This window comes from Thermohalobaculum sediminis, from assembly GCF_023487995.1.
GTDB lineage: Bacteria > Pseudomonadota > Alphaproteobacteria > Rhodobacterales > Rhodobacteraceae > Thermohalobaculum > Thermohalobaculum sediminis.
This window is the reverse complement of sequence record NZ_JAMFKN010000010.1, coordinates 41,186-62,745: the sequence shown is the minus strand read 5'-3', so window position 1 is coordinate 62,745 and position 21,560 is coordinate 41,186. Positions and strand designations below refer to the sequence as shown.

Annotated in this window: 20 protein-coding genes; 11 read left to right on the top strand and 9 right to left on the bottom strand. The window is 71.4% G+C overall.

The window, feature by feature from the left end; all coding sequences use genetic code 11:
- Positions 1-74: 74 nt before the first annotated feature.
- The 3 genes from M1105_RS17435 to M1105_RS17425 form a co-directional block, all read right to left on the bottom strand.
- The gene (locus M1105_RS17435) at positions 75-1,373 is read right to left on the bottom strand and encodes an NAD(P)H-dependent oxidoreductase (RefSeq protein WP_249581663.1); all 1,299 of its coding nucleotides are present in this window, start codon (positions 1,371-1,373) and stop codon (positions 75-77) included.
- A gap of 235 nt (positions 1,374-1,608) precedes the next feature.
- Positions 1,609-1,920, bottom strand: coding sequence for a DUF4389 domain-containing protein (locus tag M1105_RS17430; protein ID WP_249581662.1), 312 nt, complete (start codon positions 1,918-1,920; stop codon positions 1,609-1,611).
- A 110-nt stretch (positions 1,921-2,030) separates the two neighbouring features.
- Entirely contained in the window at positions 2,031-2,729 is a 699-nt protein-coding gene (locus M1105_RS17425; protein ID WP_249581661.1) for an aquaporin, read from the bottom strand.
- A 352-nt stretch (positions 2,730-3,081) separates the two neighbouring features.
- On the opposite strand from M1105_RS17425, the gene mtnA reads away from it, so the two are divergent.
- Both mtnA and M1105_RS17415 read left to right on the top strand, forming a co-directional pair.
- Positions 3,082-4,173 (top strand): S-methyl-5-thioribose-1-phosphate isomerase, encoded by a 1,092-nt coding sequence (mtnA, locus tag M1105_RS17420; protein WP_249581660.1) that lies wholly within the window; start codon positions 3,082-3,084, stop codon positions 4,171-4,173.
- 127 nt (positions 4,174-4,300) lie between these two features.
- Positions 4,301-5,239: a hypothetical protein gene (locus M1105_RS17415; RefSeq protein ID WP_249581659.1), complete on the top strand. Its 939-nt coding sequence runs from the start codon at positions 4,301-4,303 to the stop codon at positions 5,237-5,239.
- A 39-nt stretch (positions 5,240-5,278) separates the two neighbouring features.
- Here M1105_RS17415 and M1105_RS17410 read toward each other — a convergent pair whose 3' ends face one another.
- The gene (locus M1105_RS17410) at positions 5,279-5,473 is read right to left on the bottom strand and encodes a hypothetical protein (protein WP_249581658.1); all 195 of its coding nucleotides are present in this window, start codon (positions 5,471-5,473) and stop codon (positions 5,279-5,281) included.
- Positions 5,474-5,682: 209 nt separating this feature from the next.
- Between M1105_RS17410 and lipA the strand changes: the two genes are divergently transcribed.
- A complete protein-coding gene (gene lipA / locus M1105_RS17405) occupies positions 5,683-6,636 on the top strand; it encodes a lipoyl synthase (protein WP_249581657.1) in 954 nt (317 codons plus the stop codon).
- A gap of 160 nt (positions 6,637-6,796) precedes the next feature.
- Here lipA and M1105_RS17400 read toward each other — a convergent pair whose 3' ends face one another.
- Positions 6,797-7,756, bottom strand: coding sequence for an ABC transporter transmembrane domain-containing protein (locus M1105_RS17400; protein WP_249581656.1), 960 nt, complete (start codon positions 7,754-7,756; stop codon positions 6,797-6,799).
- A gap of 143 nt (positions 7,757-7,899) precedes the next feature.
- Here M1105_RS17400 and M1105_RS17395 point away from each other — a divergent pair, with 143 nt between their 5' ends.
- A complete protein-coding gene (locus tag M1105_RS17395; RefSeq protein WP_249581655.1) occupies positions 7,900-8,355 on the top strand; it encodes a type II toxin-antitoxin system RatA family toxin in 456 nt (151 codons plus the stop codon).
- A 3-nt stretch (positions 8,356-8,358) separates the two neighbouring features.
- Here the strand turns inward: M1105_RS17395 and M1105_RS17390 are convergent, their stop codons facing one another.
- Genes M1105_RS17390 through M1105_RS17375 form a run of 4 tightly spaced genes read right to left on the bottom strand, consistent with a single transcriptional unit; the run spans position 8,359 to position 11,153 of the window.
- Complete coding sequence (locus M1105_RS17390) at positions 8,359-8,943, bottom strand: pyridoxamine 5'-phosphate oxidase family protein (protein WP_249581654.1); 585 nt, start codon at positions 8,941-8,943, stop codon at positions 8,359-8,361.
- Entirely contained in the window at positions 8,940-9,497 is a 558-nt protein-coding gene (locus M1105_RS17385) for a CinA family protein (protein WP_264759704.1), read from the bottom strand. Before M1105_RS17385 ends, M1105_RS17390 begins: the two co-directional genes overlap by 4 nt.
- Positions 9,484-9,978: a phosphatidylglycerophosphatase A family protein gene (locus M1105_RS17380; protein ID WP_249581653.1), complete on the bottom strand. Its 495-nt coding sequence runs from the start codon at positions 9,976-9,978 to the stop codon at positions 9,484-9,486. Before M1105_RS17380 ends, M1105_RS17385 begins: the two co-directional genes overlap by 14 nt.
- Positions 9,975-11,153, bottom strand: coding sequence for a bifunctional 2-C-methyl-D-erythritol 4-phosphate cytidylyltransferase/2-C-methyl-D-erythritol 2,4-cyclodiphosphate synthase (locus tag M1105_RS17375; RefSeq protein ID WP_249581652.1), 1,179 nt, complete (start codon positions 11,151-11,153; stop codon positions 9,975-9,977). The genes M1105_RS17380 and M1105_RS17375 overlap by 4 nt, the downstream gene beginning before the upstream one ends.
- Positions 11,154-11,267: 114 nt before the next feature.
- On the opposite strand from M1105_RS17375, the gene dusB reads away from it, so the two are divergent.
- The 7 genes from dusB (at position 11,268) to trkA (ending at position 21,556) form a co-directional block, all read left to right on the top strand.
- On the top strand, positions 11,268-12,251 hold the full coding sequence (dusB, locus tag M1105_RS17370) for a tRNA dihydrouridine synthase DusB (RefSeq protein WP_249581651.1): 984 nt from the start codon (positions 11,268-11,270) through the stop codon (positions 12,249-12,251).
- On the top strand, positions 12,248-13,378 hold the full coding sequence (locus tag M1105_RS17365; RefSeq protein ID WP_249581650.1) for a two-component system sensor histidine kinase NtrB: 1,131 nt from the start codon (positions 12,248-12,250) through the stop codon (positions 13,376-13,378). The genes dusB and M1105_RS17365 overlap by 4 nt, the downstream gene beginning before the upstream one ends.
- Positions 13,375-14,850 (top strand): nitrogen regulation protein NR(I), encoded by a 1,476-nt coding sequence (ntrC, locus tag M1105_RS17360; protein ID WP_249581649.1) that lies wholly within the window; start codon positions 13,375-13,377, stop codon positions 14,848-14,850. The genes M1105_RS17365 and ntrC overlap by 4 nt, the downstream gene beginning before the upstream one ends.
- 64 nt (positions 14,851-14,914) lie before the next feature.
- Positions 14,915-17,185 carry a sensor histidine kinase NtrY-like gene (locus tag M1105_RS17355; protein WP_406600640.1) on the top strand — a complete coding sequence of 757 codons (2,271 nt, stop codon included), beginning with the start codon at positions 14,915-14,917 and terminating at the stop codon, positions 17,183-17,185.
- A gap of 24 nt (positions 17,186-17,209) precedes the next feature.
- Positions 17,210-18,655 carry a nitrogen assimilation response regulator NtrX gene (gene ntrX, locus M1105_RS17350; protein WP_249581647.1) on the top strand — a complete coding sequence of 482 codons (1,446 nt, stop codon included), beginning with the start codon at positions 17,210-17,212 and terminating at the stop codon, positions 18,653-18,655.
- Between the two features lie 60 nt (positions 18,656-18,715).
- Complete coding sequence (locus M1105_RS17345; protein ID WP_249581646.1) at positions 18,716-20,032, top strand: methyl-accepting chemotaxis protein; 1,317 nt, start codon at positions 18,716-18,718, stop codon at positions 20,030-20,032.
- Between the two features lie 150 nt (positions 20,033-20,182).
- Positions 20,183-21,556 carry a Trk system potassium transporter TrkA gene (trkA, locus tag M1105_RS17340; protein ID WP_249581645.1) on the top strand — a complete coding sequence of 458 codons (1,374 nt, stop codon included), beginning with the start codon at positions 20,183-20,185 and terminating at the stop codon, positions 21,554-21,556.
- The last annotated feature ends 4 nt before the right edge of the window (positions 21,557-21,560 follow it).

Below are 21,560 nucleotides of genomic sequence, written 5' to 3'. Positions count from 1 at the left end.
ACAGCTGGGGCCGGCGGCAGGGCGAGGTCCTGAGTCGAGCCCGGGACAGCGGCGGGACGGCCAGCCGGCCGCGCTCAGCCCACTGGCGCGAAGCGGGCCTCCATCTCGCGCCGAGCCACGACGTCGGCGCGGGTCGTGTCGATCTCGACGGCGTCCCAGCGGATCACCTCGCCCCGCGCGATGGGGTGGCGCACCACGGCGTCATGGGCGAGGCCGATGGGCAGCGCGCCTTCGGCCATCGCGCGGGCGGCGGGGGCGACGCGGCCATAGGCGGCATATCCGCCCTCGCCATCCAGCCGGTCGCCCGGCTTCAGGTCGCGCTTGGCGACCGCCATCACGTCGGCGCGGAACTCGGTGACCGAACCGATCGGGCGCCCGTCGCGCGCCGCCCGCAGGACCGAGCGGCCAAGTTCCAGCCCGATCAGGTGGCAGGGGCGGTAGAGCGCGGCATAGCGCCCCGTCCTGTCGGTTTTCACGCCATACTGGGCGAAACAGGCCGCCGAGTAGGGGTTCGGCGCCTCGACGACGACATAGACGCCCCAGCGAAGGTCGCGGAAGACCGGGCGGCCGTCACGCTCGTCGCAGGCCACAACCTCGACCATCCCCTTGGCGTCAAGGATGCCGCCATCCTCGCGCGGGCGCAGGACATGGGGCAGGTCGTCGACCCCGCAGGGCGGGAAGGCGAGGCCCATCGCAGGCGCATCGAGGCCGCAGGAATTCGCGATCGCCGCCATCTCGATCGCCGACTTCGTGCCGTCCATGAACGAGGTGAACATCTGGCTGTTCATCCCGGCGGCGCGGGCGCCCTCGGCGGTGATGCCGTAATGGTCCCAGACGCGGTCGGGTGTGAGTTCGTGATAGCCGGGCAGGTATTTGGTGCCCTTGCCTGCGGCGACCACCGGAAAGCCGCAGTCACGGGCCCATTCCACCAATTCGGCCACCAGCGCCGGCTGGTCGCCATAGGCCATCGAGATGACGACGCCGGCCGCGCGCGCCTCGGCAGCGAGCAGGGGGCCGACAAGGGCGTCGGCCTCGACATTGACCATCACGACATGGCGGCGGGCGGCGATGGCCGCGCGGGCGTGGCGGATGCCGGCGAGCGGGCTCCCGGTGGCCTCGATCACCACGTCGAGATCGATCTCGCGCGCCATGGCGGCGCCATCCTCGAGGAAGGCCGTGCCGGCAATCCGCGGGGCGTCCCAGCCCACGGCCTCGCAGGCGCGCCGGGCGCGGGCGGGGTCGAGATCGGCAATGGCCGCGATCTCGATTGCCGGTGTGGTGGGCACCTGCGCGAGGAACATCGAACCGAACTTGCCGGCGCCGATCAGGCCGACGCGGACGGGAGAGGCGGGGGAGGAATCGCGGCGCATCATGGCCGAGATGCTAGCGAAAGCGCAGCCTCCGTCGAGTCCCGATCCGGGCGCGCCGCGCCCGGGGCATCGAGCCCCGGTCGCGGCGGACGGCGGCGCTGCCGCCGCGGGCGCAGAGCCTGAGGGGTGTCGGCAAGACGACGTCGGGCGATGCGGCGCACGCGCGGCCCGTCGGGCTGCGCGTGGCGCCCGGCCGGCCCTCGATGGGCCGGACGGGCGCTCGTCGGGGGCGCGTCGCTCAGTCGGCCTTCGGCCAGGACGCCCAGGGGAAGGGCCGCTCCTCGGTCGCGCAGGCCTGGAAGCGGCCGACCTGCTCGAGCCAGCGCCCGAGCGACCGCCCGAAGTCCACGAGGAATGCGTTCGGCGCCCCGGTAATCAGCATGGAGAGGAACTGGATCACCGCGGTGATGGCAAGCAGCGCCTGCGAGAAGTAGAACGCCACGAGGAAGAACAGCATGAACGCACCGCGGATCAGCACGGGCTTGCGGTCGGGCTTGCTCTCGGTCGCGGGCGCGTCGTCGTAGTCTTCGTCAAAGGTTGCCGGCGGCATGGCGGCACTCCTTCTGCCGTTGCGCGAATGCGGGATCGCTTCCTCGAGATGTGATCGCCCGGTCCACGGTTCAATGGCCGGGCCGGCCTTGAGGCGGCCCGGCCGTGGCGTCACGGTGCGGTGATCCGTGCCTTGTGCAGGATCCCGCCGATCGCCCCGCCGATCAAGGGCGCCACGATGAAGAGCCAGAGTTGCCCGAGCGCCCCGCCCCCCGCGAAAAGCGCGGGCCCGACCGAGCGCGCCGGATTGACCGACGTGCCCGTGATCGTGATGCCGACAAGGTGGATCATCGTCAGCGTAAGTCCGATCACCAGACCGGCGACGGCCGCGTTTGCCTTGTCGGCGGTCACGCCGAGAATGACCACGAGAAAGATGGCGGTGGCGACGACCTCGAAGATGAAGGCGGAGATCATCGTGAACCCGCCGCCATAGCCCGGGCCCCAGCCGTTCTGGCCAAGGCCGTTCGCCGCGACGTCGTAGCCGCCCTCGCGCCCGGTGGCGATCAGGAAGATCAGGAACGCGGCAGCGACCGCGCCCGCGACCTGTCCGGCCACGTAGCCGACGAAATCGCCCGCCGAGATGCGGCCGGCCACGAGGCAGCCCATGCTGACGGCAGGGTTGAGATGGGCCCCGGAGACGGCGCCGATCGAATAGGCCATCGCAACCACGGAAATGCCGAATGCGAGGCTTATGCCCGTGATGTTTATCGGACTTGCGATCCCGACGCCCGCGCTGGCGAGCACGGCGCTGCCGACACCGAAGAAGACGAGGGTAAAGGTGCCGACGCCCTCGGCAATGTATTTCTTCATGGGAACACTCCGCGAGAAACGGTCGAACGACCGCGGCGGCAGGATGGCATGAATCGAAATCAACCACATCGCGAATTATCGGGCGAGGATTCAATCGTTCGGCCTCGCCGCCCCCGGGATATTCTCGCTCTCGCGCCGCCGCGCGCTGTCGTCGGCGGCCGTCTTTGCGTCCAACCGCACCGCAGCGTCCGGGCCTCGTATCCCGCCGCAACCTCGTGGTCGAGCGTCTTCGCACGGCGTGCAGTCCGCCCCCCGCCATGCCGACGACCGGGCCCCGGTGGCGCCCGGGCCTTGCATGCGCCCCCAAGCGGATCGATGTTGAGGGGGGACGAAACGCGGAGGATCGCGACGCATGAAGGTGCAGGGCAGGCATTACCGGCCGATCTGGCTCGACGACGACGGCTGGCGGGTGCGGATCATCGATCAGACGCGGCTGCCCTTCGCCTTCGAGGTGGCGGTGCTGGAAAGCTCGGAGGACGCCGCCCGCGCGATCCGCGACATGCTGGTGCGCGGCGCGCCGCTGATCGGCGTGACCGCCGCTTATGGCATGGCGCTGGCGATGCGCGAGGACCCCTCGGACCTGTGGCTCGGGCAGGCCCATGAGCGGCTGATGCGGACGCGCCCGACCGCGATCAACCTGCGCTGGGCGCTCGACGACATGCGGATGCGCCTGCGCGGCCTCGCGCCGGGCGAGCGGGCCGAGGCAGCCTATGCGCGGGCGGCGGAGCTGGCGGACGAGGATGTCGAGATCAACCGGCTGATCGGTCGCCACGGGCTCGCGCTGATCGAGGCGGCGGCCGCGCGCAAGGGGGGGCCGGTCAACATCCTCACCCACTGCAACGCGGGCTGGCTTGCCACCTGCGACTGGGGCACCGCGACCTCGCCGATCTACCAGGCGCATGACGCCGGCATCCCGGTGCATGTCTGGGTGGACGAGACGCGGCCCCGCAACCAGGGCGGACATCTGACGGCGTGGGAGCTGCACAATCACGGCGTGCCGCACACCGTGGTGGTGGACAATGCCGGCGGCCACCTGATGCAGCACGGCGATGTCGACCTGTGCTTCGTCGGCACCGACCGGGTGACCGCGACCGGCGATGTCTGCAACAAGATCGGGACATACCTCAAGGCGCTGGCGGCGAAGGACAACGGCGTGCCCTTCTATGTCTGCCTGCCCTCGCCGACGATCGACTGGACGGTGCGCGACGGCGTGGCCGAGATCCCCATCGAGGAGCGTGCGGCGGCCGAGGTCACGCATGTCACCGGCCTGACCGACGAGGGCGAGGTGATCCGCACGCGCGTCGTGTCGCCCGGCAGCCTGGCCTCGAACCCCGCGTTCGATGTGACCCCGGGGCGCCTGGTGACAGGGCTCGTGACCGAGCGCGGCGTGACCGAGGCGACCGGGTCCGGCCTCTTGCGCCTGTTCCCCGAGCGCGCCGCCTGAGCCCGGCGGCACCTCGGCCCGCGCGAATCCGATTGTCACCGGCCTGCGCGATCTGCCAGCGTGACGCTGGGCTGTCGGGATTTCCGCCAGTTCGATTTCGCAATCTTTCCGGCCAAGCGGGGGGCTGATGGCAAAGGAATTCAAGAAGCTCAAGGCAGAGTGGGCGGCCTGCGAGAAGAAGATCCTCGACGTTTGGGGCGATCTAGACGGCGCGGCGCAGAGCGACAAGAACATCAAGGACTGGCTTGAGGGCGCGCGCGAGGACCTGGTCGATCGGGTCATAGAGGCCCGCAAGGGCGGCGCGGCCGGGAAGACGCTCGCCGATTTCCTCAAGGTCGCCGAGGTCAAGAAGGCATGGACCCAGATCCAGCCGATGCTCAAGAAGCTCAACGACGCGCATGACCGCTACCAGGCGGGGGTGGCGTCGTTCCGCAAGCTCCACGCCGAGGCGGTCGCGATCAAGTCCACCGCCGAGGACGAGGTCGCCGCGCGCAAGAAGAAGATCTTCGACTCGAAATCCATCCCGGATCTCGAAGCGCTGGCCAAGGAGATCGGCAAGGCGCTGAGCGAGAGCGGCAGCAGGCACATGCGATCGGTGCAGGATTTCGCGAAGGAGAAGCCGAAGGCCTTCACCTTCGACAAGACCTACGAGAAGAGGCTGGATCAGGACGTCGCCTCGGGCGTGAACTCGGTCAAGGTCAATGCCGACGACGATGCCGCGATGCGGCAGCTGGCGCCGCGCCATCTCTCCGTTACCGCGGCGAAGATCGGCGACATGTCAAAGGCCGCGACCAAGCACTGCGTCGAGGCGCTGAAGGCCGGGAAGGCGGGCGACGCCAAGGCCGCGGCGGCGTCCCTGGGTAAGGCGATCAAGCTGGCCGAGGCGGCCGAGAAGATATCGGACGACTTCAACAAGACCCTCAAGGCGCATTCGAGCGAAGTGAAGGCGCACAAGGACGGCTCGGAAATGCTCAAGCGGCTCAACCACATCGGCAAGCTGGTGAAGGCGCTGCTGACGCAGGTGGAGCAGACCCAGAAGGCGCTGGAGAAGATGCCCGCGGCCTGATGCGGACGCCGCGCTCTGTCATGGGCGGCGGTGCGGCGTTCAGTTCACCAGCGCCACGACGAAGACCGCGACGGCAGCCGCGCCGATCGCGAGCCATGTGCCGCGGGAGATCAGCCGGCCCGCGCCCGATCTCGCGAAGCGCGCGTAGACGGCGAAGCCGGTTCCGATGCGGGCGTCGCGCGGGTCGAGGCCGAGGATATCGCCGGCGGCGGGCTTGGGTCGGGCGGTGCTCATCGGGCGGTCTCCCCGGCTGCGGTACGGATCGCCTCGATGGTCGCATGCCGCCGCCGGTCGTCAAGACCCGCGGCGGCGCCGGTTGCGAGGCGCAACGCCTGCGCGCCGTCATGCCACCGCGCGGCCTGGCGCGGGGCGTGGAAATGCCGCGAGACTTGCGCGCGCCGCGCTCCTATAGTGCGGCCCGAGCCGAGAGCGGAGCATCGACCTTGGACCGAGACCTGAAGAACCCCGCCGCGCGACACCCCGAGAAGGCGCATCGCGCGGACAACGCCAGCCCCCGCAAGCCCGCCTGGATCCGCGTCAAGGCACCGACCAGCGAGGGATATCGCGAGACCCACCGCATCATGCGCGAGCACAAGCTGGTGACGGTCTGCGAGGAGGCGGGCTGCCCGAACGTCGGCGAATGCTGGGCGCAGGGCCACGCCACCATGATGATCATGGGCGAGATCTGCACCCGCGGCTGCACCTTCTGCAACGTGGCGACCGGGCGGCCCGACGCGCTCGACCCCTTCGAACCCGCGCGGGTGGCCGATGCCGTGGCCAAGCTGGGGCTCGCGCATGTCGTCATCACCTCGGTGGACCGCGACGACCTCGAGGACGGGGGCGCCGCGCACATCGCCCAGACCATCCGCGCCGTGCGCCGCCGCAACCCGGAAACCACGATCGAGGTGCTGGTGCCCGATTTCCTGCGCTGCGCGCCCTCGGCGCTCGAAGCCGTGGTCGAGGCGCGGCCGGACGTGTTCAACCACAATCTCGAGACCGTGCCGGGACTCTACCCCGAGGTGCGGCCGGGCGCGCGCTATTTCCACTCGCTGCGGCTGTTGCAGCGGGTGAAGGAGCTCGACCCGATGATGTTCACCAAGTCGGGCATCATGGTGGGGCTGGGCGAGGACCGGCAGGCGGTCCTGCAGGTCATGGACGACATGCGCGCGGCCGATGTCGATTTCCTGACCATCGGGCAATACCTGCAGCCCACATCCAAGCACCACGCGGTCGCGCGGTTCGTCACGCCCGAGGAGTTCGCGGGCTACGAGAAGGCGGCCTTTGCCAAGGGCTTCCTGATGGTGTCGGCGACGCCGCTCACGCGGTCGAGCTATCACGCGGGCGACGATTTCGCGCGGCTGCGCGCGGCGCGGCAGGCCCGGCAGGCGCAGGGCTGAGGCGGCGGCGCGGCCGGGATTCGGGGGGCGCGCCAGTGCGGCGCGGCGAGCGCGCCGCGCCTGTGCGGAAGTCGATCCGACTCAAGGTGGCCCCGGGTCAAGCCCGGGGCAGCGCGGAATTGGGCAAGGCTTCGCGGCCCCCGGCGGACGCGGGACTCGCTCAGCGCGCCGCCGAGCCGCCGTGATGGCCTTCCATCCATTCGGCGATCATGCAGTGCTGCACGCCGGCCTGCTGGGCCTTGCGATAGAAGCCGATCAGCTCGCGCGCGGGGCCGGCCATGCGCTCGAAGCCCGTGGCGAAGGCGACGAGGACGCCCAGCGTCGTCTCGCCCTCGATGACCATGAAGCCGCCCCAGAGCAGGATGCCCAGCGGCGCAAAGTGGTTGGCGAGGTTGAGCACCGCCTTCATTGCCCCCTTCCACAGGTGGATCAGCAGCCGGTTGCGGTAGAGCGCGCCGATCTCGGCGGCCTCGGCCCCGTCGAGCTCGGACACATGCCGGCCCAGCCCGCGCAGCAGCGACAGGCGCCGTGCGGTCAGGCGGTTGACCTTGCGCTGCATCAGCGGCGCCGCGATCACCTGCGGCACCAGCAGCGCGACCCCGATCAGCGCGATCCGCGGCTCGACCCAGAAGGTGTAGGCGAGCACGCCTGCCAGCGTCGCGAGATTGGCGGCCGCGGCACTCGGCCCCTCGCCGACGAAGCCGCCCAGCTGATCAGTCTCGGTCGTGAGCACCGCGACGCGCTCGCCCGCGCCCTCGCGTCCGCCGCCGCGCGCCACGACGATGCCCAGAAGGTGCGCGCGCGTGTAGCGCACCGCGCTCTCGCCCAGCCAGCCCTGCGCGAGCCTCAGCGCGAGCTTCAGCGCCTGCTGCACCACGACCACGCCGAGATAGACCAGCGCGAGCTTGACCAGCAGCCCGCCGTCGCCCTTGCCGATGGCGTCGTCGATGAGACGGCGCTGCAGCTCGATCGGCGCAAGCCCCAGCACCGAGACGCCGATTGCAAGCAGCGCCACGCCAAGCTGGTGCCAGCCCGACATGCGCCAGACATATCCCGCGAGCGAGCGCGCGGGGCTGTCGTCGCCGGTGCGTCCGATGTGGCGGGGCGCGGGCAGCCTCATGCGGCCAAGCGTAGCGCGGCGCGGCGCGGCGCCAAGCCCCTTGACCGCGCGGGGGCCGTTTTGCCAAGACCCCGCGACCGCGCGTCGTCTTTCGGGGGCGGGGCCGGGCTGGTTATCGAGGGCAGGCGAGCAGAGGGAGCCCCATGCCGACACATGCCGAGACGCGCGAGCTGCCCTATTCGGCGGAACAGATGTTCGCGCTGATCGCCGACGTTGCGTCCTATCCCGAGTTCCTGCCCTGGTGCTCGGCCGCGCGCATCCGCTCGCGCCGGGCCGAGCCGGACGGGTCCGAGGTGATAGAGGCCGACCTCGTGATCTCGTTCAAGGTGTTCCGCGAACGCTTTGGCAGCCGCGTGGTGCTGCGGCCCGCGGCGAGCCGGATCGACGTGGCCTATCTGGACGGGCCGTTCCGCTATCTCAACAACCACTGGCAGTTCCGCGACCTCGGCGACGGGCGCTGCGAGGTCGACTTCTTCGTGGATTTCGAGTTCCGCTCGCGCACCCTGCAGGCGATCATCGGGGTGGTGTTCAACGAGGCGATGCAGCGCATCGTGCGCGCCTTCGAGGCGCGGGCGGCCGAACTCTACGGCACGGCCTGAGTATCAGGGAGCAAGCCAGCGGCCCTGCCAACCCTTCTGCCAGTCAAAGCGCGCGCGGCGGTGGCCGGTCAGTCGCAGCTCCAGCCATTCGAAGCGCGCGACGGTGACATCGACGCGCGCGAAGGCGCCGCGGCCATCAGCGGGGGGATGGGGCGGGTCGGCCTCGGCCGGCGCGCGCAGCGTCGAGCCGGGCGCGAGGGGCGCGTGATAGACCTGCCGCTGGCGTGGCGCGAGGCGCGACCACGCTGCTTCGACCTCGGTGCCCTCGGTCTCGACCGCGGCCTGGCCCCAGAGGCGGAGCTGCACCTCGGCCTGCGGGTCCCAGAGGTGCAGCGCCACGCGCCCGTCCGCCGCGATCTCGGACGCCTTGGCCGAGCGCCGGTCGGTGTGGAACGAGAGCCTGCGCCCGGCCTCGTCCGCGCCGCGCAGGATCACCGTGCGGATGTCGGGCCAGCCCTGCGCCGTCAGGGTCGCCACCTGCATCCGGCTGAAGGCGGCGCGCCGGTCGGCGGCGCCGCGGGCGAGCCGCAGCCATACCTCGGTCGCGATCGCGGCGAGGCTGTCGCCGGGCAGGGGCGGCGTGGTCATGCGCGTGCGGCCTCGAGCAGCATCCTCAGCGCATGCGTCACGGCACCCGCGCGCACCGCGCCCCGGCCGATGGCGCCGAACTCGATGCGCTGGTGGGTGAGCGCGCCGCGCCGCGTGGCGCAGGCGAAATGCACCAGCCCCTCGGGCTTGACCGCGCTGCCGCCGGGGCCGGCGATGCCGGTGATCGCGATCACGATGTGTGCGCGCGAACGGATCAGCGCGCCCTTGGCCATGGCGCGCGCCACCGGCTCCGAGACCGCGCCATGCTGGGCGATCAGCGCTGCCGGAACGCCCAGCATCTCGGTCTTGGCCTCGTTCGAATAGGTGACGAAACCGCGATCGACTGCCGCCGAGGAGCCCGGAATATCGGTCAGGCAGGCGGTGACGAGGCCGCCGGTGCAGCTCTCGGCGGTGGCGAGCATCAGGCGCTTTCGCCGGCAGACGTCGAGGAGGTCGATGGCGAGCGTGGCCAGCTCGTCGGTGCCGATGGCGTCGGCCGCCGGATCGCCCGCCGCGAGGCCGCCGCCGGGCCGCGTGTCGTCAGAACCAGCCATGCGCCACTCCCGCCGCGATCGTCGCAAGCCCCGCCGTCAACCCGCCCGCGATCAGGTCGTCGAGCATGATGCCGAGCGCACCGGGCGCGCGCTCGCCCCAGCTCACCGGGGGCGGCTTGAGGATGTCGAAGAATCGGAACAGAAGAAAGCCCATCACCCAGCCCGGCCAGGGCCAGACATGCGGCTCGGCGCCCGCGATCGTGAGTCCCAGAGACAGCGGCCAGAGCGCGAGCAGCATGCCCGCCACCTCGTCCACGACGATCTCAGAGGGGTCCTCCTCGCCCATCGCGGCGGCGTGGCGCCCGGCGGCCCACAGGCCCGCCAGCGCGACCGCGACGGTGGCGGCCGCGACCAGCCAGATGCCGCCCGCGACATGCAGCCCCCAGGCGAGCGGAATCGTCGCGGCCGAGGCGGCGGTACCCGGCGCGGGCAGGCGCCCGAGGCCGAACCCCGTGGCGATCAGCCGGGGCAGGGCGCTCATGCGGGCTCGCCGAGGATGACGGTAGCCGTGGCGATGGCGGCCATGCCTTCCTCGCGCCCGACGAAGCCCATGCGCTCCATCGTCGTGGCCTTGATGCCGACGCGGTCCGCTGCGATGCCGAGGATGCGGCCCACCGTCTCGCGCATCGCGGCGGCGTGCGGGACGATCTTCGGGCGCTCGGCCAGCAGGGTCACATCGACATTGGCGATGCGCCCCCCGCGTGTGCGGACCAGTTCGGCCGCGTGGGCGAGGAAGATGTGGCTGGGCGCGCCCTTCCATTTCGGGTCGGAGGGCGGGAAATGCGTGCCGATATCGCCCTCGGCCAGCGCGCCGTAGATGGCGTCGGCCAGCGCGTGCAGGCCCACATCGGCGTCGGAATGGCCCAGCAGGCCGCGCTCGTGCGGGATGCGCACGCCGCAGAGCGTGACGTGGTCGCCCTCGCAGAATCGGTGCACGTCGAAGCCATGGCCGATGCGGATGTCCATCGCAGCCTCCCTTGCGGCGACGAGACGCCCGGCGCGGGCGAGGTCGTCGGCGGTGGTGATCTTGAAGTTGTCGGGCTCTCCCGCGATCAGCCGCACGGTGCCGCCGGCGCGGCGGAAGACCTCGGCATCGTCGAGCGCAGGGGGGCCGCCCGCGGCCGCCGCGTCGCGGTGGGCGGCGAGAAGTGCCGCGAAGGGAAACGCCTGCGGCGTCTGCGCGCGCCACAGCCCCGCGCGCGGGACCGGGGCATCGGCGCGGCCGTCCGTCTCGCGCCACAGCGCATCGACCACGGGCTCGGCCGCGATGGCGCCCTCGGCCCCCGAGGCGGCGGCGATCAGCGCCGACCACAGGCCGGCCGAGGCGAAGGGGCGGGCCGCGTCGTGGATCAGCACCACGTCCGGCGCGGGCGCGAGCGAATCTAGCGCGAGGCGCACGGTGTCGGCGCGCTCGGCCCCCCCATGCACGGGAGACATCAGGCGCGGGTCATCGATGCCGGCCACGGCCTCGGCATAGCAGCCGGCGAAATCGGGGTGGATGGCGACGGTGACCGAGCCGAGATCTGGGCAGGCCAGCGCCGCGCGGAGCGTGCGGGTCAGCACGGCCGCGCCCCCGATCCGCTGGTACTGCTTGGGCACCGGTCCGCCCAGCCTGAGACCCCGCCCGGCCGCCACGATGATCGCGCCCGCGCGCATGAGCCGAAACCCTCTGATCCGATGACGACTGCGGCTTCGGGTTCTAGTGCGGCCTCTTGCGCTGCACAAGAGCGCGGGGTAAGGCAGGGCGAGCCTGCACAGGGATTGAGCAACATGCTGACGATTGGGCGCGAAGCGATCACGCTGCCGGTGGTGCTTGCCCCCATGGCAGGCATCACCGATCGCCCGTTCCGCGAGATCGTCGCGGAATTCGGCGTGGGGCTGGTGGTGTCCGAGATGGTGGCCTCGCAGGAGATGGTGCAGGCCAAGGCGTCCGTTCGCGCGAAGGCCGAGATCGCGGCGAACGCGCCGGGCTCGGCCGTGCAGATCGCCGGGCGCGAGGCGCGCTGGATGGCCGAGGCCGCGCGCATGCTGGCCGGCGAGGGCGCGCGGATCATCGACATCAACATGGGCTGCCCCGCGAAGAAGGTGACCAGCGGCATGTCCGGCTCGGCCCTGATGCGCGAGCCCGACCATGCGCTTAGGCTGATCGAGGCGGTGGTCGGCGCGGCCGATGTGCCAGTCACGCTCAAGATGCGCCTCGGCTGGGACCGCGACTGCCTCAACGCCCCCGACATCGCCCGCCGGGCCGAGGCGGCGGGCGTGCAGGCGATCACCATACACGGCCGCACGCGCTGCGACTTCTACGCGGGCCGCGCCGACTGGGCCGCGATCCGCGCGGTGGTCGAGGCGGTGCGGGTGCCCGTATTCGCCAATGGCGACATCGTGGACGCCCCAAGCGCCCGGGCGGCGCTGGAGGCATCGGGCGCGGCGGGCGTTATGATCGGGCGCGGTGCGCGGGGCGCGCCCTGGGTGCCGGCGCTGGTGGCGGCCGGGCTTTACGGCGCGCCGCGTCCTGCCGTGCCCGAGGGGGCGGCGCTGGCGGACCTGATCGCGCGCCACCACGAGGCGCAGCTTGCCTTCTATGGCCGCGACCTGGGGCTGCGGACCGCGCGCAAGCATCTTGGCTGGTATCTCGACCGGGTCGAAGGGGCGGATCGGCTCCGCGCCGCGCTGATGCGGGCCGAGCGCCCCGAGGACGTCGCCCGCTTGCTGGCCGGACTGGGACAGGACGGGCAGGGGAGGCTTGCCGCATGAGCGCCACCATGACGCCGACTGCCGCCTCGCGCGATTTCGCGCTGATCTGGAACAGCCTGCCAAGCCCGGCGCTGTCGGTCGCGCGCAACGGCGCCATCGCCGCGGTCAACGGCGCGGCGGAAAGCTTCCTCGGCGCGTCCGAGCGCCAGCTTCTGGGCCAGTCTCTGCCGGCGCTGGCGGGCGCGGCCAGCCGGGTCGCGGCGCTGGTCGAGCAGGTGGCGAAAAATCACGTGAGCATGGCCGAATACGACGTCGAGTTCACATGGCCCGATGCGCCCCCGCGGCTGGTGGACCTGCACGCGGCGCCGCTGGGCGAGGAGGCCGAGGCGGTGCTGCTGATCTTCCACCCGCGAGCCATCGCCGAGTCGATGGACCGCTCGCTGACGCATCGCGACGCCGCGCGCTCGGTCGCCGGCATGGCGGCGATGCTGGCGCACGAGGTGAAGAACCCGCTGGCCGGCATCTCGGGCGCGGCGCAGCTCCTCGCGATGAGCCTCGGCGCCGAAGAGCGCGAGCTGACCGACCTGATCCGCGAGGAGACCGAGCGCGTCGGCAAGCTGCTGGAGCGCGTCGAGCAGTTCGGCGCGATGGGGCCGGGGCGGCATGAGCCCGTGAACATCCACGACGTGCTGGACCGCGCCTGCCGCGCCGCCAAGGCGGGCTTCGCGGCCCATGCCCGCTTCATCGAGGAATACGACCCCTCGCTGCCGCCGACCATGGGGGACGCGGACCAGCTGATGCAGGTGATGCAGAACCTGCTGAAGAACGCGGCCGAGGCGACGCCGAAGGTGGGCGGGCTGATCACGGTTCGGACCTCGTATCGCGCCGGGATGAAGGTCCGGGGGCCGACCGGCGGCTACGAGAGCCTGCCGCTGCAGGTGGTCATCGCCGACAACGGCGCGGGCGTGCCCGAGGAAATCCGGCGCCACATCTTCGAGCCCTTCGTGACCTCGAAATCCACCGGCTCGGGGCTTGGCCTCGCGCTGGTCTCGAAGATCGTGGCCGACCACGGGGGCGTGATCTCGTGCGAATCCGAGCCGGGCTGGACGCGGATGCGGCTGCGCCTGCCGGTGGCGACGGCGCGCGATCTCGAGGCGCACAGCAATTCAGAGGAGAGCGCGGCATGACCGAGGGGCGCACCGTCCTGATCGCGGATGACGACCGCACCATCCGCACCGTGCTGACGCAGGCGCTGGCGCGGATCGGCTGCCGGGTGCGGGCCACGGGTTCGGCCAACGCGCTGTGGCGGATGGTCGAGGAGGGCGAGGGCGACCTGGTGGTCACTGATGTCCACATGCCCGACGGCGACGCGCTGGACCTCTTGCCGGCGATCCGCCGCAAGCGGCCGGACCTGCCCGTGTTGGTGATGAGCGCGCAGAACACCGTGCTGACGGCGATCCGCGCCGCCGAGGTGGGCGCCTACGAATACCTTCCCAAGCCCTTCGACCTGAGGGAGCTTCTGGCGGTCGTCGAGAAGGGACTCGAAGACCGCCGCAAGAAGGCGCGCGCGACCGCGCCGGAGGCCGAGGCGGGGCCGCCCGCGAAGGACGAGAACCTGCCGCTGATCGGCCGCAGCCCGGCGATGCAGGAAGTCTACCGCGTCATGGCACGGCTGATGCACACCGACCTCACCGTGATGATCGCGGGCGAGAGCGGCACCGGCAAGGAGCTGGTCGCCCGCGCGCTGCACAATTTCGGCAAGCGCGCACGCGGGCCGTTCGTGGCGATCAACATGGCGGCGATCCCGCGCGAGCTGATCGAGTCCGAGCTGTTCGGCCACGAGAAGGGCGCCTTCACCGGCGCGACGGAACGCTTCACCGGCAAGTTCGAGCAGGCGCAGGGCGGCACGCTGTTCCTCGACGAGATCGGCGACATGCCGGCCGAAGCGCAGACGCGGCTGTTGCGCGTGCTGCAGGAGGGTGAGTTCACCTCGGTCGGCGGGCGGGTGCCGCGCCGGGCGGATGTGCGTATCGTGGCCGCCACTCACCAGAACCTGCGCGCACTGATCAACGAGGGGCGCTTCCGCGAGGATCTGTTCTACCGGCTCAACGTCGTGCCGATCCGCCTGCCGCCGCTGCGCGAGCGGCTCGACGACATCCCCGACCTCGCGCGCCACTTCCTGCGCCGGGCCGAGGAGGAGGGGCTGCCGCGCAAGACACTGTCGAAGGAGGCGCTCGAGCGGCTCAAGGGCCATGTCTGGCCCGGCAATGTCCGCGAGCTCGAGAACATCGTTCGGCGGATTGCCGCGCTCTGCCCGGACGACCTCGTCCCTGCGGCGGCGATCGAGGCGGAGCTCTCGGCCCGTGGCGGCGAGGCGGACGAGAACGAGATCGACGGGGCGCAGGGCCGCACGCTGTCTTCCTCGGTCGAGATGCATCTCAAGCGCTATTTCGGCATGCATGGCGAGGCCCTGCCGCCCGCCGGCCTCTATGACCGCGTGCTGCGCGAGGTCGAGCTGCCGCTGATCGCGCTGACACTTGCCGCCACGCGCGGCAACCAGCTCAAGGCCGCGGACCTGCTGGGGATCAACCGGAACACGCTGCGCAAGAAGATCAGGGAGCTTGACATCCCGGTCACACGTGGCAAGAAGCTGATGTAGATCAGCAACAGTCGGCGACGCGAATTCACGCCGACAGGCCCGGGCACGAGTCCGAAGGAGAGCAGTGTCTCGATTGGACGCTCTTGCGGGCGCCTTCTCCGGCGGAGAGCGCGGAAAGGCGCTCTCGCACTGGATGCGGCGGCAGGGCGCCGTCGCCCTCGCAGCGCTCGGCCCCGTGCTGGCGGTGCTCACCAGCCTGGCGCTCGGCCGGCAGGAGGCCGGCGGCTCCTCCACCCTGCTGCGCGCCGTGCTGCTGGCGGACCTGTGCTACCTGCTGATCCTCGCGGCGCTGATCGGGGTGCGTATCAGCGCGCTGGTGGCCGCGCGCCGGCGCGGCTCGGCGGGCTCGAAGCTGCACCTGAGGCTCACGGGCGTCTTTGCCGCGATCGCGCTGATACCCACGATCATCGTCGCGGTCTTTGCCACGGTCTCGATCAATCTGGGGATCGAGACGTGGTTTTCCGAACGCGTGGGCAGCGTGGTGCGCAACTCGCTGGCCACCGCCGAGGCCTACGAGCGCGAGCACCGGCGCAACATCCAGGGCGACGTGCTGGCGATGGCCAACGACCTCAACCGCGCGGCGGTGGGGGGGCTCACCGCCACGCAGCTGCAGGACCTGGTGATCAAGCAGGCGCTGCTGCGCGAGCTGCCCGAGGCCTTCGTCTTCACCTCGGACCGCGAGATCGTGGCGCGCGGCGAATTCAGCTACCTGTTCAGCTTCGAGCCACCGACCGACGAGCAGCTTGCCCGCGCCCGCGCCGGCGAGGTCGTCGTGACCGAGGACGAGCAGAACAACGAGATCCGCGCGCTGGTCTACCTGACCAACTTCTTCGACGCCTTCCTGTATGTCAGCCGCGACGTGCAGGGCGACGTGCTGCGCCTGCTCGACCGCACGCGCGAGACGGTGCAGTTCTACGAGCAGCTCGAGCGCGAGCGCGGCTCGATACTGTTCGACTTCGCGCTGATCTATCTGGGCTTCGCGCTTCTCGTCATCGTCGCGGCGATCCTGATGGGACTGTGGTTCGCCGAGCGGCTGGCCCGGCCGGTCGGGCGGCTGGTCGGCGCGGCCGAGCGCATCGCCGCGGGCGATCTCGATGCCCGCGTCAAGGAGGAGCGCGGCAAGGACGAGATCGCGCTTTTGTCGCGCGTCTTCAACCGCATGGCGGGGCAGGTGCAGGGGCAGCGCGACGCGCTGGTCGCCGCGAACCGGGAAAGCGAGCGGCGCCGGCGCCTGATCGAGGCGGTGCTGTCGGGTGTCACCGCGGGCGTGCTGGGGATCGACGGGCGCGGACGGATCGACCTCGTGAACCTCGCCGCGGCCGAGCTTCTGGGCCTCGAAACCTCGGACCTGCTGGACCGCCCGCTCGACCAGGCCGCGCCCGACTTCGCGCAGATGATGGCGGTGGCCCGCGAGGCGCCCTCGGGGATCGCGCGGGGCGAGGTGGCGCTGAGCGTGGCCGGCCAGCCGCGCGAGTTCCTGTGCCGCATCGCGCCGAAGATGCCCGGGCGGCCCGACGAGGGGCACGTGCTGACGTTCGACGACGTGACGGCGCTGGCCTCGGCCCAGCGCATGGCCGCATGGGGCGACGTGGCGCGGCGGATCGCGCACGAGATCAAGAACCCGCTCACGCCGATCCAGCTCTCGGCCGACCGTATGCGGCGCAAGTTCGTCGGCCGGCTTGGCGAGGACGGCGCGCAGCTCGAAAGCCTGCTCGACGTGATCACCCGGCAGGCGGGCGACATCCGTCGGATGGTCGACGAGTTCTCGCGCTTCGCCCGGATGCCCGAGCCGGTCGCTCGCGAGGAGGACCTCGCGGCGCTGGTCCGCGAGGCCGTGCTGCTGCAGCGCGAGGGCCAGAGCGGGATCGAGTATTCCATCGACCTGCCGGACCACGCCGTCGGCGTCATGGCCGACCGCGGTCTGCTGAACCAGTGCCTCACGAACCTGTTGCAGAATGCCGCCGACGCGATCGAGGGCCGGCGCGAGCGCGACGGCGACGCCGCGCCCCCGGGCCGCGTCGCGGTCTGCCTGCGCGAGGGCGAGCGGAGCCTGCATGTCGTCATCGCGGACAACGGCCTGGGCCTGCCCGCGGACGGGCGCGACCGGCTGACTGACCCTTATGTGACTCACCGCAAGAAGGGCACCGGGCTTGGCCTCGCCATCGTCAAGAAGATCGTCGAGCAGCATGGCGGCGAGCTGACGCTGGGCGATGCGCCGGCGGCCTCGGGGCTCGACGGGGCGCAGGTGGTGCTCAAGCTGCCGCGCCCCGCGGGACGGACCGCCGCGGGCAGGGCGGCGGAGCGGGCCGATACCGCCACCGCGCCGCAGGACTGAAGAGAGGCCGAAGGAGGCAGCAGCATGGCAGAGATCCTGATCGTCGACGACGAGGCCGACATCCGCGACCTGATTGCCGATCTCCTGCAGGACGAGGGCCACAGCACGCGCATGGCGCAGGATGCCGACACCGCATTCGCCGCCATCGAGCGCTCGGCGCCAGACCTGATCATCCTCGACATCTGGCTGCAGGGCAGCCGGATGGACGGGATCGAGATCCTGAAGGCGGTCAAGCGCGACAATCCCGGCATCCCCGTGGTCATCATCTCGGGCCATGGCAACATCGAGGTCGCGGTCGCGGCCGTGCAGCAGGGCGCCTACGACTTCATCGAGAAGCCCTTCAACATGGATCAGCTCCTCGTTGTCGTGGGCCGCGCGCTGGAAGCCTCGCGCCTGCGCCGCGAGAACGCGCGCCTGCGCGAGACCGAGAGCCGGGGTTGGCAGATGGTGGGCTTCTCGGCGGCGCTGGCCTCGCTGCGCCAGAAGCTCGACCGCGTGGCGCGCGGCGGCTCGCGCGTGCTGCTGACGGGCGGAGCGGGCGCGGGCAAGGAGGTCGCGGCGCGCTACATCCACGAGCATTCCGACCGCGCGGGTCGACCCTTCGTCGTGGTCAACGCCGCCTCGATCGAGCCGCCCCGGATGGAGGAGGTCCTGTTCGGTCGCGCCCCCGAAGGCGCGCCGCCGCAGCCCGGCCTGCTCGAGAAGGCGCATGGCGGCACGCTGTTCTTCGACGAGGTCGGCGAGATGCCGCTCGCGACCCAGTCAAAGATCCTGCGCGTCCTCGTCGACCAGAGCTTCACCCGCCTCGGCGACAGCTCGACCGTGCGGGTGGACGTGCGGGTGATCTCGGCAACCAACCGCGACCTGCAGGCGCATATCCGCGAGGGCCGGTTCCGCGAGGATCTCTACCACCGCCTCAACGTCGTGCCCATCGAGGTGCCGGGGCTCGAGCGCCGGCGCGAGGACATTCCCGCGCTGGCCGAGCATTTCCTCGAGATGTTCGCGCGCGACCATGGGCTGCCGCGCCGCCGCCTCTCGGACGGCGCGATCGCGGCCCTCCAGACCCGCAGCTGGCCCGGCAACGTGCGTCAGCTCAGGAACATGATGGAGCAGCTTCTCATCCTCGGCGGCGACAGCGCGACGATCGATGCCGAGGAGCTGCCCGGCGCGGGCGCGACCAACGCGGCGGAGGGCGGGCTGCAGGGGCTGATGGGCGCCGTGGCCTCGCTGGCCCTGCGCGAGGCGCGCGAGCTTTTCGAGCGCGAATACCTCATCGCCCAGATCAACCGCTTCGGCGGCAACATCTCGAAGACGGCGAGCTTCGTGGGCATGGAGCGCTCGGCCCTGCACCGCAAGCTCAAGATGCTGGGCGTCTCGACGGTGACGCGCGGCGGCATCCGCATCGCCAGCCTCGAGGACGGCGACGGCATCGACGACGAGAGCGAGGGCGCCGAGCTCCAGCGGCGTTAACCGAGCCTTGACCTGCCGCCGCCTACCGTCTGGCAGCAACCGGAACAAGGCGAGGCGGCAATGCGAGGCGTGGCTCTGCGGGCACTTCTCACGGCGATGGTGGTCGGGCCCGTCCTGACCGCGATCAACCAGGGGCCGGGCATCGTGGCGGGGGAGGGGCTCGCCGTCGTCCCGGCGCTGCTGACTCTGGTCGTGCCCTTCCTCGTCTCGCTCAGCGGTGGCGCCGTCATGCTCCGGCAGGTCGCCGCGGCGGGCGAGCGCTGCGCCGCGCCGGACGAGCACAAGATCGCCGCCTGCCGCATCGTCAGCGAGATCCACGGCAACGCCCGGCGCGTCAACCGCGCCTCGCTCGAGCGGCTGGAGATGCTCGATTCGCTGAACCAAACCGCCGACGGGCTGCGCGACCGGCTCACCGGCCTCTCGGCCAATGCCGCCGAGAACCGCGCCCAGCTCGACGTCTCGCGGCGGCGCGCGGACGACATGGCCACCTCGGCGCGCGCGCTAGGCGAGCGGGCGGGGCGCGACCTCGATCTGTGCCGCGAGCTGGGCGAGGCGCTCCAGGGCTTCAGCGAGGCCTTCCGCGCCATCGAGCGGCTGGCCGCGGAGATCCGCGAGATCGTCACCAAGACCGGGCTTCTCGCCACCAATGCCGGGATCGAGGCCGCGCGCAGCGGCGATGCAGGGCGCGGCTTCAAGGTCGTCGCGGTCGAGGTCGGCGCGCTGGCCGCGCGCACCGGCCGCTGCGCGGTCGACATCGACCAGACGCTGGAGCGGCTCACGACGCGCATGACGCAGACGCGCCAGCAGCTCGACGCCCTGACCACCAGCCTCGGGCAGACCAGCGCCGAGAGCACCAACGGCACCGAAATCGCGACCATGATGGCCTCGGACCTTCACGGCTCGATGGCCTTGTCCGACGACATCACGCGCCAGATGGAGCAGGCGATCGCGGCCTTCGGCATCATCGCGGAGCGCATCCAGCGGCTGCGCAGCGACACCGAGGCGGCGATCCAGGGCTCGGCCCGGAACATCGCGCTGGCGGCCTCGGCGCTGGAAAAGCTCGAGCAGCGGGAGGCGGCGGACGCCACCGGCGCCGCGGCGGCCAAGGCCGACGACACCGGGCACCACGCCGAGGCACCCGGCGCCACCCGCGCAGCGGGCGCGGCCAGCCGGACCACTGCGATGCAGGTCGACGGCGCGCCCAGCGCCGCCCGAGCGCAATCGAGGTCCGTGCCGGATGCCTCGCTCCCATCGCGACATGCCGCTGCCGCCACCACCCCCGCGCGCGGCGTTGCGGCGCGCGGGACGCTGGCAGCGACCGCGCCCATGCACCTCGGCGGCACCGTCTCGCGCCGGACCTCCGGGATGACGCCATGACAGCGTTGACGCGCCGACCCGCCGGGCCATAGGCTCGCCGCACGCTTGCGCCCCGGATCGGCGCCGCGCGCGGGGCGCAGGGCCGCCGGGCGCGGCCCGGTGGGTTCCGGGGCCGGCGGCGGGCAGGGGCCCGCGGGGGTAGAAGACCGCATGAAGGTCATCGTTTGCGGCGCAGGCCAGGTCGGATTCCAGATCGCGCGCCACCTGTCGGACGAAGGCAACTCCGTCACCGTCATCGACAACAATGCCGAGCTGATCCGGCGCGTGACCGACCTGCTGGACGTGTCGGGGGTGATCGGCTTTGCCTCGCATCCCGACGTGCTCGCCCGCGCCGGGGCCCGCGACTGCGACATGGTGATCGCCGCGACCTCGATGGACGAGGTCAACATGGTCGCCTGCCAGGTCGCCCATTCGGTGTTCGAGGTTCCGACCAAGATCGCGCGCGTGCGCACCGAGAGTTATCTCGAGGCCGAGTGGTCCGACCTGTTCCGCCGCGACCACATGCCGATCGACGTGATCATTTCGCCCGAGACCGAGGTCGCGCGCGTGACCCTTCGCCGGCTGGGGGCCACCGCGGCCTTCGATATCGAGCCCTTCCTCGACGGCGCGGTGCATTTCGTCGGGCTCAAGCTCGAGGCCGATTGTCCCGTGCTCAACACGCCGCTGCGCCAGTTGAGCGAGCTGTTCTCGACGCTCCGGGCGATCGTCGTCGCCGTGCGCCGCGACGGCAAGCTGTTCGTCGCCAGCCCCTCGGACCAGCTTTTCGCCGAGGACGAGGTCTATTTCATCGCGGCGCGCGAGGACGTGCAGCGCACCTTCGGCATCTTCGGCCGGCAGAATCTCGAGGCGAACCGCGTGGTGATCGTGGGTGCGGGCAATGTCGGCCTGCGCGTCGCCCGCGAGCTCGAGACCCGGCCGCATTTCCGCTCGAAGCTGATCGAGCGCGACCGCACCCGCGCGGAATTCGCGGCCGACCGGCTCGAGAGGACCATCGTGCTGAATGGCGACGCGCTCGACGCCGCCATCCTCGCCGAGGCCGGGATCGCCGATGCCGACGCCATCGTCGCGCTGACCGACGACGACCGCACCAACCTGCTCAGCTGCGCGCTGGCGGGGCAGGCGGGCTGCCCGATCTCGATCGCGCTGTCGAAGGACCCGACCTTCGAGCGCATCGCCGGCCCGCTGGGCGTCGACGCGCTGATCAACCCGCGCGCGACCACGGTCTCGTCGATCCTGCGCCATGTCCGGCGGGGCAAGATCCGCGCGGTCTACTCGGTCGGCGGCGGCGAGGGCGAGGTGATCGAGGCGCAGGTCATGTCGACCTCGCCGCTGGCCGACAAGCGGCTGCGCGACATCGGCTTTCCCGCCGGCTCGATCGTCGGCGCGATCCTCAGCGGCGGGCAGGTGAAGATGCCGCACGGCGACCTCGCCATCCGCGTCGGCGACATCATGGTCCTGTTCGCCCAGCGCAGCGCGGTGCACCAGGTCGAGCAGATGTTCCGCGTCAGCGTCGACTACTTCTAAGCCG